This window comes from Petrimonas sp., from assembly GCF_963921705.1.
In the GTDB taxonomy this organism is placed as follows: domain Bacteria; phylum Bacteroidota; class Bacteroidia; order Bacteroidales; family Dysgonomonadaceae; genus Petrimonas; species Petrimonas sulfuriphila.
This window is the reverse complement of the sequence record NZ_OY997410.1, coordinates 2,595,278-2,611,234: the sequence shown is the minus strand read 5'-3', so window position 1 is coordinate 2,611,234 and position 15,957 is coordinate 2,595,278. Positions and strand designations below refer to the sequence as shown.

Annotated in this window: 13 protein-coding genes; 8 read left to right on the top strand and 5 right to left on the bottom strand. The window is 45.3% G+C overall.

Annotation, left to right across the window (positions count from 1 at the left end):
* Nucleotides 1-229: 229 nt before the first annotated feature.
* From AACM02_RS10925 to AACM02_RS10905, 5 genes are all read left to right on the top strand, one after another.
* The gene (locus AACM02_RS10925) at nucleotides 230-1,171 is read left to right on the top strand and encodes an SPFH domain-containing protein (protein ID WP_332457435.1); all 942 of its coding nucleotides are present in this window, start codon (nucleotides 230-232) and stop codon (nucleotides 1,169-1,171) included.
* Between the two features lie 30 nt (nucleotides 1,172-1,201).
* Nucleotides 1,202-1,717: a hypothetical protein gene (locus AACM02_RS10920; protein ID WP_339116993.1), complete on the top strand. Its 516-nt coding sequence runs from the start codon at nucleotides 1,202-1,204 to the stop codon at nucleotides 1,715-1,717.
* 2 nt (nucleotides 1,718-1,719) lie between these two features.
* The gene (locus AACM02_RS10915; RefSeq protein ID WP_339116992.1) at nucleotides 1,720-1,890 is read left to right on the top strand and encodes an Arc family DNA-binding protein; all 171 of its coding nucleotides are present in this window, start codon (nucleotides 1,720-1,722) and stop codon (nucleotides 1,888-1,890) included.
* A 213-nt stretch (nucleotides 1,891-2,103) separates the two neighbouring features.
* The gene (locus AACM02_RS10910) at nucleotides 2,104-2,469 is read left to right on the top strand and encodes a BlaI/MecI/CopY family transcriptional regulator (protein WP_339116991.1); all 366 of its coding nucleotides are present in this window, start codon (nucleotides 2,104-2,106) and stop codon (nucleotides 2,467-2,469) included.
* Between the two features lie 149 nt (nucleotides 2,470-2,618).
* Entirely contained in the window at nucleotides 2,619-4,385 is a 1,767-nt protein-coding gene (locus AACM02_RS10905; protein ID WP_339116990.1) for a carboxypeptidase-like regulatory domain-containing protein, read from the top strand.
* Nucleotides 4,386-4,395: 10 nt separating this feature from the next.
* On the opposite strand, the gene AACM02_RS10900 is transcribed toward AACM02_RS10905, so the two are convergent.
* The 5 genes from AACM02_RS10900 to AACM02_RS10880 form a co-directional block, all read right to left on the bottom strand.
* Nucleotides 4,396-5,481 carry a prolyl oligopeptidase family serine peptidase gene (locus AACM02_RS10900; protein WP_339116989.1) on the bottom strand — a complete coding sequence of 362 codons (1,086 nt, stop codon included), beginning with the start codon at nucleotides 5,479-5,481 and terminating at the stop codon, nucleotides 4,396-4,398.
* A gap of 18 nt (nucleotides 5,482-5,499) precedes the next feature.
* Complete coding sequence (crcB, locus tag AACM02_RS10895; RefSeq protein ID WP_214062864.1) at nucleotides 5,500-5,874, bottom strand: fluoride efflux transporter CrcB; 375 nt, start codon at nucleotides 5,872-5,874, stop codon at nucleotides 5,500-5,502.
* A 5-nt stretch (nucleotides 5,875-5,879) separates the two neighbouring features.
* The gene (locus AACM02_RS10890; protein WP_339116988.1) at nucleotides 5,880-9,116 is read right to left on the bottom strand and encodes a UvrD-helicase domain-containing protein; all 3,237 of its coding nucleotides are present in this window, start codon (nucleotides 9,114-9,116) and stop codon (nucleotides 5,880-5,882) included.
* Nucleotides 9,094-9,438, bottom strand: coding sequence for a translation initiation factor (locus AACM02_RS10885; protein WP_332457428.1), 345 nt, complete (start codon nucleotides 9,436-9,438; stop codon nucleotides 9,094-9,096). The genes AACM02_RS10890 and AACM02_RS10885 overlap by 23 nt, the downstream gene beginning before the upstream one ends.
* A 61-nt stretch (nucleotides 9,439-9,499) precedes the next feature.
* Nucleotides 9,500-11,317, bottom strand: coding sequence for a Na/Pi cotransporter family protein (locus AACM02_RS10880; protein ID WP_339116987.1), 1,818 nt, complete (start codon nucleotides 11,315-11,317; stop codon nucleotides 9,500-9,502).
* A gap of 85 nt (nucleotides 11,318-11,402) precedes the next feature.
* Here AACM02_RS10880 and AACM02_RS10875 point away from each other — a divergent pair, with 85 nt between their 5' ends.
* The 3 genes from AACM02_RS10875 to AACM02_RS10865 all read left to right on the top strand — a co-directional run bounded on the left by AACM02_RS10875 (nucleotide 11,403) and on the right by AACM02_RS10865 (nucleotide 15,868).
* Entirely contained in the window at nucleotides 11,403-13,073 is a 1,671-nt protein-coding gene (locus AACM02_RS10875; RefSeq protein WP_339116986.1) for a nucleoside kinase, read from the top strand.
* A gap of 12 nt (nucleotides 13,074-13,085) precedes the next feature.
* Entirely contained in the window at nucleotides 13,086-14,471 is a 1,386-nt protein-coding gene (gene mnmE, locus AACM02_RS10870) for a tRNA uridine-5-carboxymethylaminomethyl(34) synthesis GTPase MnmE (RefSeq protein ID WP_339116985.1), read from the top strand.
* Between the two features lie 185 nt (nucleotides 14,472-14,656).
* The gene (locus AACM02_RS10865) at nucleotides 14,657-15,868 is read left to right on the top strand and encodes a transposase (RefSeq protein ID WP_339116984.1); all 1,212 of its coding nucleotides are present in this window, start codon (nucleotides 14,657-14,659) and stop codon (nucleotides 15,866-15,868) included.
* The last annotated feature ends 89 nt before the right edge of the window (nucleotides 15,869-15,957 follow it).

Genomic DNA, 15,957 nt, shown 5'->3' with positions numbered 1-15,957 from the left:
AAGCATTGAATGTTTTCTAAAAATTCAAAATAGTTTCTGAGGCAAAGGTATAACTTTTTGCTTATTAATTAAGGATTTAACCGATGGTTTTACCCGATGCTCTGTCATTTTTTCATGTTTTTTGAGAGAAATTTTAAAAAAACACAAAAAAAACGCTGAAAATTTGGGAGGTATAAAAATACTTAATATATTTGTGATATTGAAATAATATCATTTTAAATTAATCGATATGGAAACAAAGGAATTTAATTTTAAGAGTTTTAAAGTCAACGGGTTTCTTATGCTTTTTTTGTTACTTCTAATGCTTGGGGGAACTGTTTTTTGTTTTTTTGGGGGTAATGCAGGGGTTATTGCCGGTTGTTTTTTGGCGTTGATCTGGTTTGTTCTGCTTTTCGGATTTGTAAAACTCGAACCCAATGAAGCAGTAGTGATGATTTTCTTTGGAAAATACAAGGGTGTTTTAAAAGAAACCGGATTCTTTTGGGTTAATCCGTTCATGTCCAAGAAAAAACTATCGATGCGTGCCAGAAACCTGAATGTGAATCCGATAAAAGTCAACGATAAAGTGGGAAATCCCATTTTGATAGGATTGGTATTGGTTTGGAAACTTAAAGATACGTACAAGGCAATGTTTGAAATTGACGCACAGACAATGGCGGCTTCCAAACCGGGCAAAGACGGCACGGTAACTTATTCGGTGAGTAAACAAATGGATGCGTTTGAAAACTTTGTTGCTGTTCAGAGTGATGCCGCTTTGCGTCAGGTTGCCGGGCAATACGCTTACGACAATAATGTGGTATCGGATGCGGCAATTACGCTCCGTTCGGGAGGTGACGAGGTGAACGTGGATTTGCTCAACGAGTTGAACAACCGTTTGGAAATGGCGGGTATAGAAATTGTTGAAGCGCGCATCAATTACCTGGCATATGCTCCCGAAATTGCAGCCGTGATGCTTCGCCGCCAACAAGCCGAAGCCATTATCTCGGCACGCGAGAAGATTGTTGAAGGAGCGGTGTCGATGGTAAAGATGGCGCTCGAACGCATTGAAGACGAAAACATCATTGAGATGGACAGCGATAAAAAGGCAGCCATGGTAAGTAACCTGTTAGTAGTGCTTTGTGCCGATGAATCGGCGCAGCCGGTATTGAATACAGGAACATTGTATCAGTAAGCGAGCCAGGGTTAAAGGATAAAGTCAAGAATGATGAAAAAAGAACCGGTTGAATTTTACGAAGTACAGCGGTTTCGCCAGTGGTGGACATGGATTCTCTTGCTGGGGATTAACGCCCTTTTTTTGTGGGGTTGTATTCAACAGCTTCTACTGGGAAAGGAGTGGGGAACTAACCCGATGAACGATGCCGGATTAATAATTGTTGCCGCAGCCATGCTCTTGTTGAGTGTGGCAATCCTCGGTGCAAAACTGTTTACTTACATTAACGAAGAAGGTGTTTACGTGAAATTTTTCCCGTTTCATTTCCGGTATAAGTTTTACGATTGGAGTAACTTGCATAAGGTGTATGTCAGAGATTATAAACCCATAAAAGAATTCGGTGGCTGGGGTATCCGGTTTTCCATAAATGCGGGAAGAGCTTTTACCATGTCTGGAAACAAGGGGTTGCAGCTTGTGTTGATGAACGGCAAAAAAGTGCTTATCGGAACAATGCAGGCTGAATTTCTTGCCGAAATTTTGGTTAAATTGGGCAAAACGAAGGATTGAAAATGGCTAAAAAAGAAAAAACAACCCGGAACTTCGCATTGCGGCTGGACTCAGAAACGATGGAGGCTATTGAAAAGTGGGCTACTGATGAGTTTCGCAGTGTTAATGGCCAAATCCAGTGGGTCCTGGATCAGGCGTTGAAGAAAAACGGGAGGTTGAAGGAAAAGGGTTAATCTGTCAGCTACGTTAATACTATCTGATTATATATTTATAAACCGATTGATAACCAGTCGGTTTATTTTTCACTTTTAATTTTAACTATACTCTTTAGTTCTTTTAACTATATAAATTAGTTTCAAAACTAAAAAAAATAGTTATATTTGTGCCATAGTAAATTTCTCCACGCTTAATGTGGTCTGAAGTCTGACATCTAACCTCTGTAAAAAATGAAACAATTAACAGCCAAAGAAGAAGAAGTTATGCGTTATTTTTGGGAAAACGATGCGTTGTTTGTGAAGCAACTCGTAGAAATGTATCCCGAACCGAAGCCGCATTTCAATACGTTATCCACCTATGTGCGGGCACTGGAAGAGAAAGGTTTTTTGTCTCACGAAACATTTGGGACCACATACCGCTATTTTGCCGTAATTACGGAAGAGGAGTATCGCAACGGAACGCTTCGGAATGTGGTGAGGAGGTATTTCGATAATTCGTACCTGAGCGTAGTCTCGTCGTTGATCAAAGAGGAGAATATTTCGGTGGAAGAGGTGAGGAAACTGCTGGACGAAGTGGAAAAGTTGAATGAGAACTGAAAATAAAAAATTACTGCCATGTTTTAGTAATATTGATGATAGATTGAAAAAGATTGATGGAGATTGATAGTGGGCTGCCTGTTTTTCAATCTTATTCAATCTAATTCAATTTAAATTCTTAAAAAAAAGACAAACACAAATACTGACAAATGGAAACATTTTTATATTACCTGCTTCGCGCCTCCGTTCTGATGGCCTTTTTTTACGGTTTCTACAGGCTTTTTTTCGGAAAAAATACGTTTCATCGCTTCAATCGTTTTTTGTTGATATCGATCGTGATGCTGGTCGTCGTGCTTCCGGTCTTGCGTTTCAGTTTGCTTCCCGTAAAAAAAGTAGAACCAATCGCAGAAACATTTGCCTTAGATCCCTCGAATATTCCAGTGAGTGAGATTGTTGGACCGCAACCACATATTGTAATTCCATGGGTGCCGGTACTGTCGGTTCTGTTTGCCGCCGGATTCCTTTTCGCTGTTTTGCGTTACCTGGCGGGACTGAATCAGCTTATCCGTATTATTCGGAAGGCAGAGAAGCAGTCATTGGCCGACGAAACAGTTTTATGTGTAACCGATAAAGATATTGCGCCGTTCAGTTGGATGAAAAACATTGTTTTGTCACGCAAAGACATTACGGCAGACAATCGGGCTATCATCAATCACGAACGGGCACATATTCATTTGCTACATTCATACGATATGATTTTTTTCGATCTGTTCACGTGTGTTTTCTGGTTTAACCCTTTCTCGTGGCTGCTGCGAAGGGAAATTCAATCGGTTCACGAATACCAGGCCGACGAACAGGTCCTTACCAGCGGCACCGATGCAAAACAATATCAACTTTTATTAATCCGCAAGAGTGTGGGCGAACATAAGTTTGCTTTGGCAAACAACTTCCGTCAGCGCGACTTGCACAAAAGAATTACAATGATGATGAAAAACAAAACCAACAAACAAATGAAATGGAGCTACACGGCGGCGCTTCCCGTGTTGTTTCTGGCTATGGTCGTCCTCTCGGTTCCTAAACTGAATGCGAAAGTGGTGGAAAAGGAAATTGAAAACACTTCTGAAAACGAGATAATGACGACTCAAATGGGGGATTCGATAATTATTGCCGATGATCGGGCAGATTTGACAAAAAATCCGTTAGAATTAGGGAACACACGAGTTTTGACGAAGGATAGTTCAGATTTTGTCATCGCGTTTGAGGAAAAGCTTACTGTATCTGGTTTAGTGAAAGACAACCAGGGTATTATAATGGGGGCAGCTGTTGTTATTAAAGGAACAAACCGGGGAACCATCACTGACTCACAAGGAAAATTTGTAATAAAAGTGGATAAAGGCAGTACGCTCGTGTTTTCGATGATTAATTATAAATCTTCGGAATATACGGTCGATGAAGCGAAAGACAATCTGGTTATCGTGTTATCTCCCGAGGAGGTGATTGCTGTGGGTTCAGGACAGATGTCCTCCCTCAAAGGAGAATTGCGAGGTCTTAAAATCCGGGAAAAGGAGGGTGAGAATGTTATCGGAATCCGTACCCCGGACGGAATGCAACCGTTGCTTATCGTGGATGGAAAACGAACTTCGGAAGAAGAACTTAAGGGAATCAATCCCAAGGAAATCAAATCGATAGATGTTCTGAAGAACGAGACATCCACGTTCCTTTACGGCGAAGACGGGAAAAACGGTGTGGTGTTGATTACGATGAAAAAGCCGGCTCAACATGCAATAATTTCGACTCATGGGTTGAAGGGAAAACCCTTGATTGTTGTTGACGAAAAAAAAATGCCGGCAGACTTTGAGCTAAATACCGTTAATCCCGATAAGATTGAGTCGATAACAGTATTAAAGGATAAATCCGCTAATGAAATTTACGGTGACGAGGGGAAGAACGGGGTGATAATTATTAAAACGAAATAGAAGCATAAGCTTAAAATCCGTACGCCGCCACACGCATTTCTGCCGCCGATTTGAACGGTTTGGGCGGATTCAGGTAACGTTCCAGAAATTTATGCACGCCATAGCGGATATCGGTGGCCTCCTTGCTGTCGATACGGTCGAAGCCGTGCCCGCCAGATGCTTCTTCAAAGATGGTGTATTCAAACTGTTTACCCTCTTTTTTCAGGGTTTCGATCATTAATTTTACTTCTTCCACATAGACGTCGTTGTCGTTGGTGTTGGTGTAAATTAACAACGGTTTGTTCAGGTTCCTGGCGTAGTGAGTGGGGGAGCGCCTTGCATATTCTCCGGGATTTTCCCGGATACTTTCCCCGATATGGTGAGGTGCCGTGAAGTAATCCGTGTAACTCTCTTCGTGCGAGGCCAGCCGGTTTTCCAAGTCGCTTACGGGCACTCCGGCAAACGCACATTGGTAGTTGTCGCCGTGCTGCAAGATTTGCATCAACGCAATCATTCCACCGTGGCTCCACCCGATGATACCCACGCGGGTGGAATCCACAAAGCTATAGTTATCAATCATATAGTTCCGACTTTCCAGTACATCGTCGTTTTCACGGCCGCCGTAATCGATGTTTTCGTACGTGGTTTTTCCGTATCCCGTGCTGCCCCGGTATTCCGCCGATACCACCACGTATTCCTGGGCAATCAGCTCGCGTACGATGTGTGCGTAGTAGGTAGAAAAGTTGGCATGAATCCCGCTGTGTGGCAGGACAATTAGCGGGTATTTCCTGTTGGTGTCCACAGTTTTGGGAATGAACACATAGGTATAGAACTGTAATTTGTTGCCTGCGAAGCGGTCGTCAGGGTCTTTCGGTTTCCATCGGGGAGTACTGGTTATCCTCACTTTGTCGACATGGGCAATATCTTCCAACCGCCGGAACCACATCAGGTCGTCGATTTGCTTTTCCAATACATCAAAACGATGCTGATAGTCGTTTACTGTCTGTTTCAAGGAGTTGATCTCTCTCAGCAAGACGGAATCGGTCTGTGCAAAGACGGCTGAGGTACTGATAACCGTAAAAAAGACGGTCAAGGTAAATTTGATTGATGAGTTCATTGTGTTTTCTTCATTTTTTTAACCACCGATTTTCATTCCCGCCCAGGCGGCAAAGATCCCCAGGACAACGCTGAACAGGGTGTAGCCCAGCAACAGCGTCCACTGGCCGAGTTCCAGTAACCGGAGGTTCTCAAAAGCAAACGTCGAAAATGTAGTGTATCCGCCGCAGAATCCTACGATAAAAAGCAACCTGAACGGTTGATTATCGGGTTGGTTGGCGAGCATCCACCCCGACAAAACCCCTATCAGGAAACACCCGATAATGTTTGCGGCGAACGTCCCTAAAAATAGAAAATAATCGTGCGCATACTTCGCCACGATTTTCGAGGTAAGGAACCGCAGTATACTGCCGGCTCCACCCCCCAATCCCACGTATAGCATTTCTTTTAGCATAATCTTTAGATTGTCCCGACTTCGATTACTTTCCCTATTTTCACGTAAAACACGTATCCTTTCACATTGTTGTATCCCATCTCTTTTATTAACCTGACGTAATGTCTCACCTGGCGTTTGTATTGTTCTTCTTCCCTTTCGCCAAATTTGTAGTCCACCACGATTGCCTCGTTATCTCCAATCATTATCCTGTCGGGCCGGCTAAAGCCGAAAGCCGGATGAAGTACTTCTGTTTCGTTGATGACACGGTATTTTCCTGAATACCATTCAGCAATCCCCGGATCTGACAAAATGTGTGTGAGCAGTCCGGTTATCTCGTTTTTTTCACCGGCATCGATTTCCCCCGAAATATATTTTTTTTCAACAGCACCGGCCAGGTCGCCAAGGTCTTGTATGCTACTGATGATCTCGTGCATAAGTGTTCCGTAGGCACGGCTTCCATCTTCGGAAAAAAAGCCTGCTGAGTTTAACCGCAGCTTAAGTCGGTTGTTGAACGGGATGGATTGCCATTTTCCCGAATCCAGCTTGGAAGCCGATCCTTTTTCTGTTTTACGCTGGAGCAGAGTAGGGGTTCCCAACTCGAAAACCGCGTTGTTTTCCTGTCCGGTGAGATAATCACTTAGCAAAAGCTCTCCTTCATTTTTCCCGTCCGATTTAAATGTCTGCCACAACAGCGAATTGATATCGTTAACGGCGTCCCCTACAGGTTTAGGCGCAACGGCGATGATGCGGTTCTTGGCGCGTGTGAAAGCCACATAAAGCAGATTCAGGTTGTCTATGTATGTGTACAGCTTCTCCTTCAGGTAGTCCTCTTTGAAGAGGGTGTTTTCGAGAGAGCTCTTATACTGCAGTGGAATGGTTCCAAGCCTGTTAAAAGGTTCCACCGTGGGCTTACACCACAAAACAGGCCCCATATTGCCGGTATGGTCGATGTCCCATTTTAAGAACGGCATAATAACGGCACCAAACCCCAATCCCTTGGATTTGTGTATGGTGACCAACCGGATGGCATCTTGTTCGTCGGGCGAAAAAAGTGTTTTCCCCGATCCTTTTTCGTCCCACCATTCCAGAAAATCATTGATGTTCGATGAAGCATCGGTGCTGAACTTCAGCACAATATCCATAAATGCCTGTACGTAAGCATTTTCCTTTTCATTGAGCGCATCCACACTCATCGCGAAAAAAGCCTCGATCATCTCGTAAAAAGGCAGGGTGGAGATGCGGTGAAGTTCCGGTTTGACTTCAACGGGGAAATCCTTCGCTCCTTCATCAAAATAGTTGCTGATAGCCTTATCGGGCAACAGACCCCGGTGAAATCGGTAATATTCATATACGGCAAGCATGCGGCGGGTTTCATCGTTGCGGTTCTGAAAATGGCGGAGCAAGGCAATGACGGCCTTCACACTTTGCGCATTACCGATGACGAGTGCCTCGTTTGATATGATGTCGTACCGGTAACCGGATTGGAGGTTCTTTTCCTTGTAGTTCAGCAGGGTCTCGGCAACCTCTATTGCTTCGTCGTTCTTCCGCACCAGGATGGCAATGTCTTTTAAGGCGAATCCCTGGTCCTGCAAGCGCTCGATCTCGAGAGGAAGCTGTTCTAATGCCTTTGATTTCCAGTCGTTTTCCTTGTCAGAGGTGTCGAGGAACGAAATTTTGACATACCCCTCGCCCGGACTTTTACCCGACGGAACCTGTTGCCGGACGTGTTGGTAGGCTTCTGTAATTTTCCCGTTGGGATTCTCCTGTAATTCTGCAGAGGTATTGAATTTTTTTTGCAAGATTGCCGCTGCGGCGGAAAAGACGGAATTGTTGAAATTCACGATGTTGAAATCACTACGCCAATTCATTTCAAGCACGTTGTTGCGGATAATGTTGTCGCTGAAATCCTGCAGGATCCGGCTTTCCAACAACTCCCAGTCGGAATTCCGCCAACGGTATATGCTTTGTTTCACGTCCCCGACAATCAGGTTGAAATGTCCGCCGTCCAGGCTCTCCTTGATTAACGGTTTAAAATTCTGCCATTGCATGGATGAAGTATCCTGGAACTCATCAATCATATAGTGGTTGATGCGCGTGCCTGTTTTTTCGTAGATAAAGGGCGATTCGCTGTCGGAAACAATCCTGTTCAACAGTTCGGTTGTGTCGGAAAGGAAAAGGGTGTTGTTTTCCTGCTGGTATTCCTGCAGGCGGTTTCGTATGTCGTTGAGGATCCCCAGCGTGTGGTAGTTTTGCAGGATACTTACGGCGGTGTTGTAGGAGAGGTTGTTTTCGAACAGGTTTACGGCTTGTTTCACGCAATCGTTGAGCCCTTCGTAATAGGCAGACTCTATTGCCGGCTTTTTCTCGCTTTTGGTGGTTACCCAATCTTCCAGGTTGTCGGCACGACTAAAAAAACGGGGCGATGGCTTTTTAAAATCTCCATTGGCCAATTTGATGAAAGCCAGAAACCCGGAGTTTTTGCCGTGCTTGAAATCGGTGTAGTTCAGCCCGAATCGTTCCATCAGATGTAACGCGCGCGCTCCGGTAGATTTCAATTCACCTTCCCACGACCGGATGATCTTCAGCAATGTCTGCCGGTAATCGTTCAGCTGTTTTTTGTCTTCAATTTTCAGCTTGTCGTCATTGTCCAGCAGCTTGTATTTCTCGTTGAAGAGTTGTCCGGCCAACTTGCCGATGTTTTGTTTGATGTTCCAGCTTTTCCCGTCCTCAATCTGGTGTCTCATGTAATCGAGGATCCATCCGGCGAGTTCTTTGTTTTGGGGCTTGTCGAGTTCAAAGATCATCAAGTCGATAATCTGCGTCAGCACAAAATTGTCGTCGAGTTCCAGTTTATACCCTCCCGACAAACCCATTTCACGCGTGAAAGCACGCAGGGTTTGTTGAAAAAAACGGTCTATGGTACTGATGGAAAAAGCGGAATAGTCGTGAAGAATACTTTCGAGGATAGTTGCGGCTCTTTCTCTGATTCTGTTTTCCGGGAGCCGGAATTCTTTTTTCAGCTCTTCCAAATAACTTGAGCCTTCTTCTTTTGTGAGCTTGTAGAGCTCTTCTACAACGCGTGACTTCATTTCATCCGTAGCCTTGTTGGTGAAGGTAACAGCCAGGATGTGCCTGTATTGGTTTTCGGCAGAAAAAAGCAGGCGCAGGTATTCTCCGGTCAGCCGGTGTGTTTTTCCCGACCCGGCAGAAGCTTTTATGAGCAGCAGGTGGTTGAAGTCAGATGACGCGCGATTTTGCATATCCCTCTTTTTGCAGTATCTCGAGCACTTTTTGCCGGTGGTCGCCCTGAACGATAATCTCTCCGTCCTTGGCTGAACCACCCACACCGCATCTGGTTTTCAGCAGTTTTCCTAATGTCTCCAATGCTTCGTTTGTCCCTGCAAATCCGGTAATCAATGTAACGGCTTTCCCTTTCCGGTTCCGTTTGTCAAGGCTCACACGCAGAAGTTGCTTCTCCTTGGGAAGAGTGATTTCCTCTTCCGCTTCCCCATCTTGATAGTGATAATCGGGGTTGGTTGAGTAAACAATATTCAACCGCTTTTTCCAGTCGTTATCCTTCATTGTTGCCGTTGTTTATTAAACTACGAAGGTAGGAATTTTTTTTTAGTCACCGGCACAGAATTCAATCCGGTTTCACTTTCAGTGATTCGATTACATTGATGATGTAGTCCCCCATCCGTTCACACTCCGAAGTAATGTCCATATAGAACACGCCGTTCAGGTAAGAATACCGGTTTTCGTTCAGGTCTTCCACATTTTTCTGTTTCAGTGTGTTTCGCTTGTTATTGATGGTGCTTTCTATGCTTTGGCTTTCGTGCAGCTCTTTTTCCGAAATCTGCTGGTTCTTCAGAACCAGCTGCATGTTCTCGTATGCCTTATCCAGCAATCCATACATCGAGTTGATGTTGGTAAGGATGTTCTCTTCAAAAACAACGTTTGCTTCCATCTTCCGTTTCAGGTGGCGGCCGATGTTACAGCACGAATCCGCAATACTTTCTATTTCCGTTACGGCACGAAGAATGGCACGAATATGTTCTTTACTCTGGTGGCTAAGCCTTCCTTCGGAAACCTTGCTTAGATAGGATCCAATTTCAACTTCCATCTGGTCGCAGATATCTTCATATTTCTCCAACCGGTTGTATAGCTTCAGGAATTTCTTGTCGTTGTGGTCCATGTTGGTCATCTTCTTGACAAATCCAAACATTTTCCGTGCCCGCTTGGCATACACCTCCGTCTCTTTTTCGGCTTGCAGGATAGAGAGCTCTGCCGTGGATAAGATTCCCGTGGAAATGTACTGAAGAACAAATTCTTCATCGTCTTCCTCTCCGGCTTTCGGACGAACAACGTTGATGCATATTTTTTCGTATACCTTTACAAACCAGATCATCAATGATACGTTGCAAATGTTGAACAACGTGTGAAAAAGCGACAATCCGTATGAGGTAGCTCCCTGGTAACTGAGGTACATGTTCTGTTTGGACACCAGGTCCGCAGAAAGTTCCGATTTTGAAAGTGTTGTTATCTGTGTATACTCTTCGGGAGAGAGGGATGAGATAAACGCCGACATTTCAGCCGGATTGGCCGGCCCGAAAGAGGTTACCAGCCCTTCCACCATATTTACGAAATACTTGAATACAAACAACATCCAGATGACACCCAGCACATTGAACATGAAATGGGCGAAGGCGGCTCTTTTTGCCGACAGGTTTGCCGGAATGGCTGCCAGGTTTGCCGTAATGGTGGTGCCGATGTTTTCACCCATAATCATTGCTGCCGCAGCCGGGAAATCGATCCATCCCTTTGTTGCCATAATCAGGGTAAGGGCCACGGTTGCACTCGACGACTGCACAAGGATGGTCAAAACAGATCCTATCAGCAGAAAAATAAGAACCGATCCGATACCCATGTCGGAGAAGTTTTGTACGAACGACAGCACTTCGGGATTGTTCTGAAGGTCAGGCATTGCGCTTTTCAGGAAATCGAGGCCCATAAAAAGAAATGCAAAACCAAAGATGAATTCGCCGGTAGATTTGTTTTTGCTTTTCGATGAGAAAATCAAGGGGAGGGCAATCCCCATCAACGGGATGGATAAAGCGCTGATGGAAAATTTCCCGAATCCAAACAGAGAAATTATCCACGCCGTAACCGTTGTCCCGATGTTGGCTCCCATGATAACACCGATGGATTGGACCAAGCTCAGCAATCCGGCATTAACAAAACTCACCACCATAACCGTAGTGGCTGACGAAGATTGGATGAGTGCGGTGATCAGGACACCCGTTAAAACACCCATGACGCGGTTTTTTGTCATCGCTGACAAAATTGTTCTGAGCTTATTTCCTGCCAGTTTTTGCAGGCCTTCGCTCATAATCTTCATGCCGTAAAGGAAGAGAGCAAGTGAGCCTATAAGCTTTAAAAAGTCGAAGAAACTGTAGTCCATTTTCCAAAAATAGCGTATATTAGCGTGCAAATATAGCTAAAATAGGCTTGATTGCAAATATTTGTGAAAATTAATTGAAAAAAACATGACTGATACTGTTCGTATTCATTGCCTTAACACCAATGAATACAAGGATGTTAGGGTGGGTTCTTCCTTGGAAGAACTGATCGAAGTGTTCGGAGTGAAAAAACCATACCTCATTGCGAATGCAAAAGTGAACAATAAAACAGAATCGCTGACATACCAGGTCTACCGTCCACGTAGGGTGGAGTACGTCGACATCAGTGACTCTTCGGCCATGCGGACATACGTCCGCTCGTTGTGCTTCGTGCTGTCGAAAGCCGTTGACGACACTTTGCCGGATGCGGAAGTGTACATTGAACACGCCGTTTCGAGGGGATACTATTTCCACATAGAGAGCAACGTGGAGGTAGGAGAAAAGGAGCTGATGGCGGTCAAAAAACGGATGCAGGAAATTATCGATGCCGATATTCCGTTTATTCAAGTGGAAGAAGAGATTGCGGAAGTGGTAAAGCTGTTCCGCGAAAACGGAATGAAAGACAAAGCGCTATTGCTTGAGACTTCTGATGATTTGTTGTATGCACGTTACTCAAAACTGGACAATTATATCGATTATTATTACGGTTGTCTGCTGCCTTCATCGGCCTATCTTCATTTGTTTGATGTTGTTCCCTATAACGGCGGCTTTTTGCTTGTGGTGCCTAACAGGCAAAATCCGGTTGAGCTGGAGCCGGTCATCCCGCAGCAGAAGTTGCTGAAGGTTTATAGGGAGCATCTCGAGTTTCTGAAGATAAGTAAGCTGGATAATGTGGGCGATTTGAACAAGGCTATCCGAACAAATAAAATTTCAGAGATTATTCAGGTTTCGGAAGCTTACCAGGCGAATGAAATTGCCGATATTGCCAAAGAAATTACAGAAAGATACAACGATGGTTTGCGGGTTGTACTGATCTCGGGGCCGTCATCGTCTGGAAAAACAACCTTCAGGAAGCGGCTGGAAGTACAGCTTTATGTGAACAGGCTGAAGCCGGTGGGTATCTCACTTGATGATTATTTTATCGACCGCGACCTGACTCCGCTTGATGAGTTTGGCGAAAAAGATTACGAATCGCTTTACGCTATTGACCTGGATCTTTTTGAAAATCAGATCATAACACTGCTTAATGAGGAGGAGATTGAGTTGCCATCGTACAATTTTGTGACCGGGAAAAGAGAGTTCAGGAACCGTCGTCTCGTTATGGATAAAAAAAGTGTGCTGATCGTTGAGGGGATCCATGCGCTCAATCCCAAGCTGACGGAACACATTGCTCGCGATAAAAAGTATATGATCTATGTTTCGGCGCTCACCTCCATCTCGCTGGACAACCACAACTGGATCCCGCCTGCGGACAACCGGCTGTTGCGAAGGATTGTCCGTGACAACCGGTACCGCGGATATTCTGCTCGAGATACCATTTCGCGGTGGGACAGCGTTCGCCGGGGCGAAGAGAAGTGGATTTTTCCGTATCAGGAGAACGCCGACGTGATGTTCAACTCGGCCATGATCTACGAGCTGGCCGCCATCCGTCGCCATGCCGAGCCGGTTTTGCAACAGGTTCCCCGTGTGGTGGAAGAATATTCCGAAGCTTATCGCTTACTGAAGTTTTTGCGTTATTTCAATTATATTGCCGACAGGGAATTGCCGCCCACTTCCCTGCTGAGGGAGTTTTTGGGAGGGAGTAGTTTCCGGTATTAATTCACAACGCATATGAATGATATTATCTGTGCGGTATCCACTCCGCCCGGGATGGGTGCGATAGCCGTTATCCGCTTATCGGGAGAGGGATCTATTGCTGTGACCGATACCCTTTTTGTTTCACCATCCGGTAAAAAACTGGCTGGGACAAAGGCAAACACGGTACTTTTCGGACAGATCGTGTTTAACAACGAAGTTACTGATGAGGTACTTGTTACCGTTTTTCGTGCTCCGCATTCGTTTACGGGTGAGGAGAGCGTGGAGATCTCGTGCCACGGTTCGGTATACATCCAGCAGAAGATTGTGGAGGCACTGATTGCCCGGGGTGTCCGCTTGGCACAGCCAGGCGAGTTTACACGCCGTGCGTTCGGAAACGGCAAATTCGACCTGAGCCAGGCAGAAGCGGTAGCTGATCTGATTGCCTCCGCATCGCAGGCTTCGCACCGTGTGGCCATGAACCAGATGCGCGGCGGGTTTGCCGGAAAACTGGCGGAGTTACGGGATAAGTTGTTGCAGTTTGTGTCGTTGGTCGAGCTCGAACTGGATTTTCCGGAAGAGGATGTGGAGTTTGCCAACCGGCAGAAACTTTACGAACTGACGGAAGAGATTGAACGCGAGATTGATAAGCTGGCTCGTTCGTTTCAGTTGGGGAATGCGATCAAGAACGGTATTCCTGTTGCCATTATCGGAGAGACCAATGCCGGAAAATCCACGTTGCTGAACCTGCTGTTAAACGAAGAAAAAGCCATTGTTTCCGATATCCACGGCACCACGCGTGACGTGATTGAAGATACCGTAAACATCAGCGGAGTCTCTTTCCGGTTTATCGATACCGCAGGTATCCGTCACACTACCGATACCATTGAGACGATGGGGATCGAACGCACTTTTCAAAAAATCGGGCAGGCCTCCATTGTGTTGTGGATGATTGATCTAACTACTCCCGTGGAGAAAATAGAGTCGCTTGCCGAATCCATTGTCCCCAAACTTGCTGACAAGCATGTGTTGCTGTTGTTCAACAAAGCCGATCTCTTGCCAGATGCCGAACGGGTCGAAAAAGAACATATCCTGCCTGAACTGAAGTCCGAACGCCTGTTTATATCGGCAAAGAAACAACAGAATACCGACGTTTTGCAGCAGCTGCTGTTAAAAGCGGCGGCTATCCCGCAAATAGGCGAACACGATGTGATTGTGACCAACCTGCGCCACTACGAGGCATTGGTAAAAGCGCTGGAAGCCGTCCGTCGGGTTAAAGAGGGACTGGAGATCGGTATCTCCAGCGATTTTATATCACAGGATATCCGTGAGTGCATGTTCTACCTCGGGGAAATTACCGGGCAAATATCCACCGATGAAATTCTGGGGAACATCTTTAGCAAGTTCTGCATCGGAAAGTAATTCAAAATGTCTTAGTATATTTTGCACAGTAAATCGACTTTTTCTTGGTTTTATATGTAACAATACTTCGGTAAATATTTAATAACTAATTAATATTCAGACATATATGAACAAAGTTTAACATAAAAAAGATGGTCAAGTGACTGAATTTCAGTAACTTTATGGTATCCTACTACGATAAAGTAATGAAAAGAAACAGCCTGCTTGACCAATATATGGGTATCTGTAATGATGTCCTTAGTGAACTGACAACGAAGTTACACAAAAGTTTCAAAACATTCCTGATGGAGACACTGATTTTATATATGGTCATTCCCGGAAGAATCAACTTCCTTCAGTTGGGAAGATATGGCAAATCGTGTGAACAACGCTTTCGCCAGAACTTCTCGAAGGATTTTGACTGGTGCGGGTTTAACCTGTTTCTCTCGGATCGCATACTGACCGGGAATAGGAAGGCTGTAGCCGTTGATCCCAGTTTCATATCCAAATCGGGAAAGCATACCCCATGGATTGGTTACTTCTGGTCGGGTGCCGCAGGTCAATCCAAACGGGGACTGGAGATCCTTGGAATCGGGCTGGTCGATATCGACAACAATGACTGCATCAGCCTTCAGGGGGTACAGACACCTGACAGCCAGACTCTGGAAAGCCGGGATTCAAACCTGATTGACTGGTACCTGCGGGTACTGGGCTCAATGAAGGAGAAACTCCAGCGGGCAAGCCACTATGTGGTTGCCGATGCATACTTCTCCAGGAGCACTTTCGTGGAGGGTTTGCACGGGATGGGCTTTGCACTGGTCAGCCGCTTCAGGAATGATGCCGTCCTTTTCTATCCCACCCTGCAAAAACCTACCGGCAAGAGGGGAAGACCCAAACTCTACGACGGCAGGATTGACATGGCAAACCTGGACAAATCCAGGGTCGAGAAGATCAATATAGACAACGGGGAACTATATACCCTAATCGCCTGGTCAAAATCACTCAAGATGAAAGTGAGGCTGGTCATCTGGTACGATAGGGAGGCAAAAAGCCCCAAACTGTTCTTCTCCACCAATACCGCCATGAGCGGCAAGGATGTCATCGAGTATTACCGGACACGTTTTCAAATCGAGTTCTGCTTTCGCGATGCCAAGGGATTTACCGGGCTCATGCAATCGCAGGCAAGGGATGTGGCAAAACTTGGATTTAACTTCAATGCCTCGCTTACCTCGGTGAACCTTGCAAAAGTGCTGGCAAGGGAAAGGGGCATCCCGTTTTCGATGGCATCGTGTAAAACAATGATACACAACGCCTATAGGCTCGATCGATTTATTCGCGTGTCCGGCATTAGACCGAACAGAAGATTAAATGATAAACTTGTCAAAGAACTTATTGAGTTTGCGGCTATTGCTGCATGACTATACTTGAAAAAATAACGAACTATTGATGTAAATAATGATGATCTAAAGCTACGATTCGATTTCAAGTGGTACCACATAAAAAAAGG

Bases quoted from the DNA above. Each gene is read 5' to 3' on its own strand.
- AACM02_RS10920 (WP_339116993.1), top strand. From the start codon at position 1,202: ATGATGAAAAAAGAACCGGTTGAATTTTACGAAGTACAGCGGTTTCGC.
- AACM02_RS10900 (WP_339116989.1), bottom strand. From the start codon at position 5,481: ATGAACTCATCAATCAAATTTACCTTGACCGTCTTTTTTACGGTTATC.
- AACM02_RS10905 (WP_339116990.1), top strand. From the start codon at position 2,619: ATGGAAACATTTTTATATTACCTGCTTCGCGCCTCCGTTCTGATGGCC.
- AACM02_RS10915 (WP_339116992.1), top strand. From the start codon at position 1,720: ATGGCTAAAAAAGAAAAAACAACCCGGAACTTCGCATTGCGGCTGGAC.
- crcB (WP_214062864.1), bottom strand. From the start codon at position 5,874: ATGCTAAAAGAAATGCTATACGTGGGATTGGGGGGTGGAGCCGGCAGT.
- AACM02_RS10885 (WP_332457428.1), bottom strand. From the start codon at position 9,438: ATGAAGGATAACGACTGGAAAAAGCGGTTGAATATTGTTTACTCAACC.
- AACM02_RS10925 (WP_332457435.1), top strand. From the start codon at position 230: ATGGAAACAAAGGAATTTAATTTTAAGAGTTTTAAAGTCAACGGGTTT.
- AACM02_RS10865 (WP_339116984.1), top strand. From the start codon at position 14,657: ATGAAAAGAAACAGCCTGCTTGACCAATATATGGGTATCTGTAATGAT.
- AACM02_RS10880 (WP_339116987.1), bottom strand. From the start codon at position 11,317: ATGGACTACAGTTTCTTCGACTTTTTAAAGCTTATAGGCTCACTTGCT.
- AACM02_RS10875 (WP_339116986.1), top strand. From the start codon at position 11,403: ATGACTGATACTGTTCGTATTCATTGCCTTAACACCAATGAATACAAG.
- AACM02_RS10890 (WP_339116988.1), bottom strand. From the start codon at position 9,116: ATGCAAAATCGCGCGTCATCTGACTTCAACCACCTGCTGCTCATAAAA.
- mnmE (WP_339116985.1), top strand. From the start codon at position 13,086: ATGAATGATATTATCTGTGCGGTATCCACTCCGCCCGGGATGGGTGCG.
- AACM02_RS10910 (WP_339116991.1), top strand. From the start codon at position 2,104: ATGAAACAATTAACAGCCAAAGAAGAAGAAGTTATGCGTTATTTTTGG.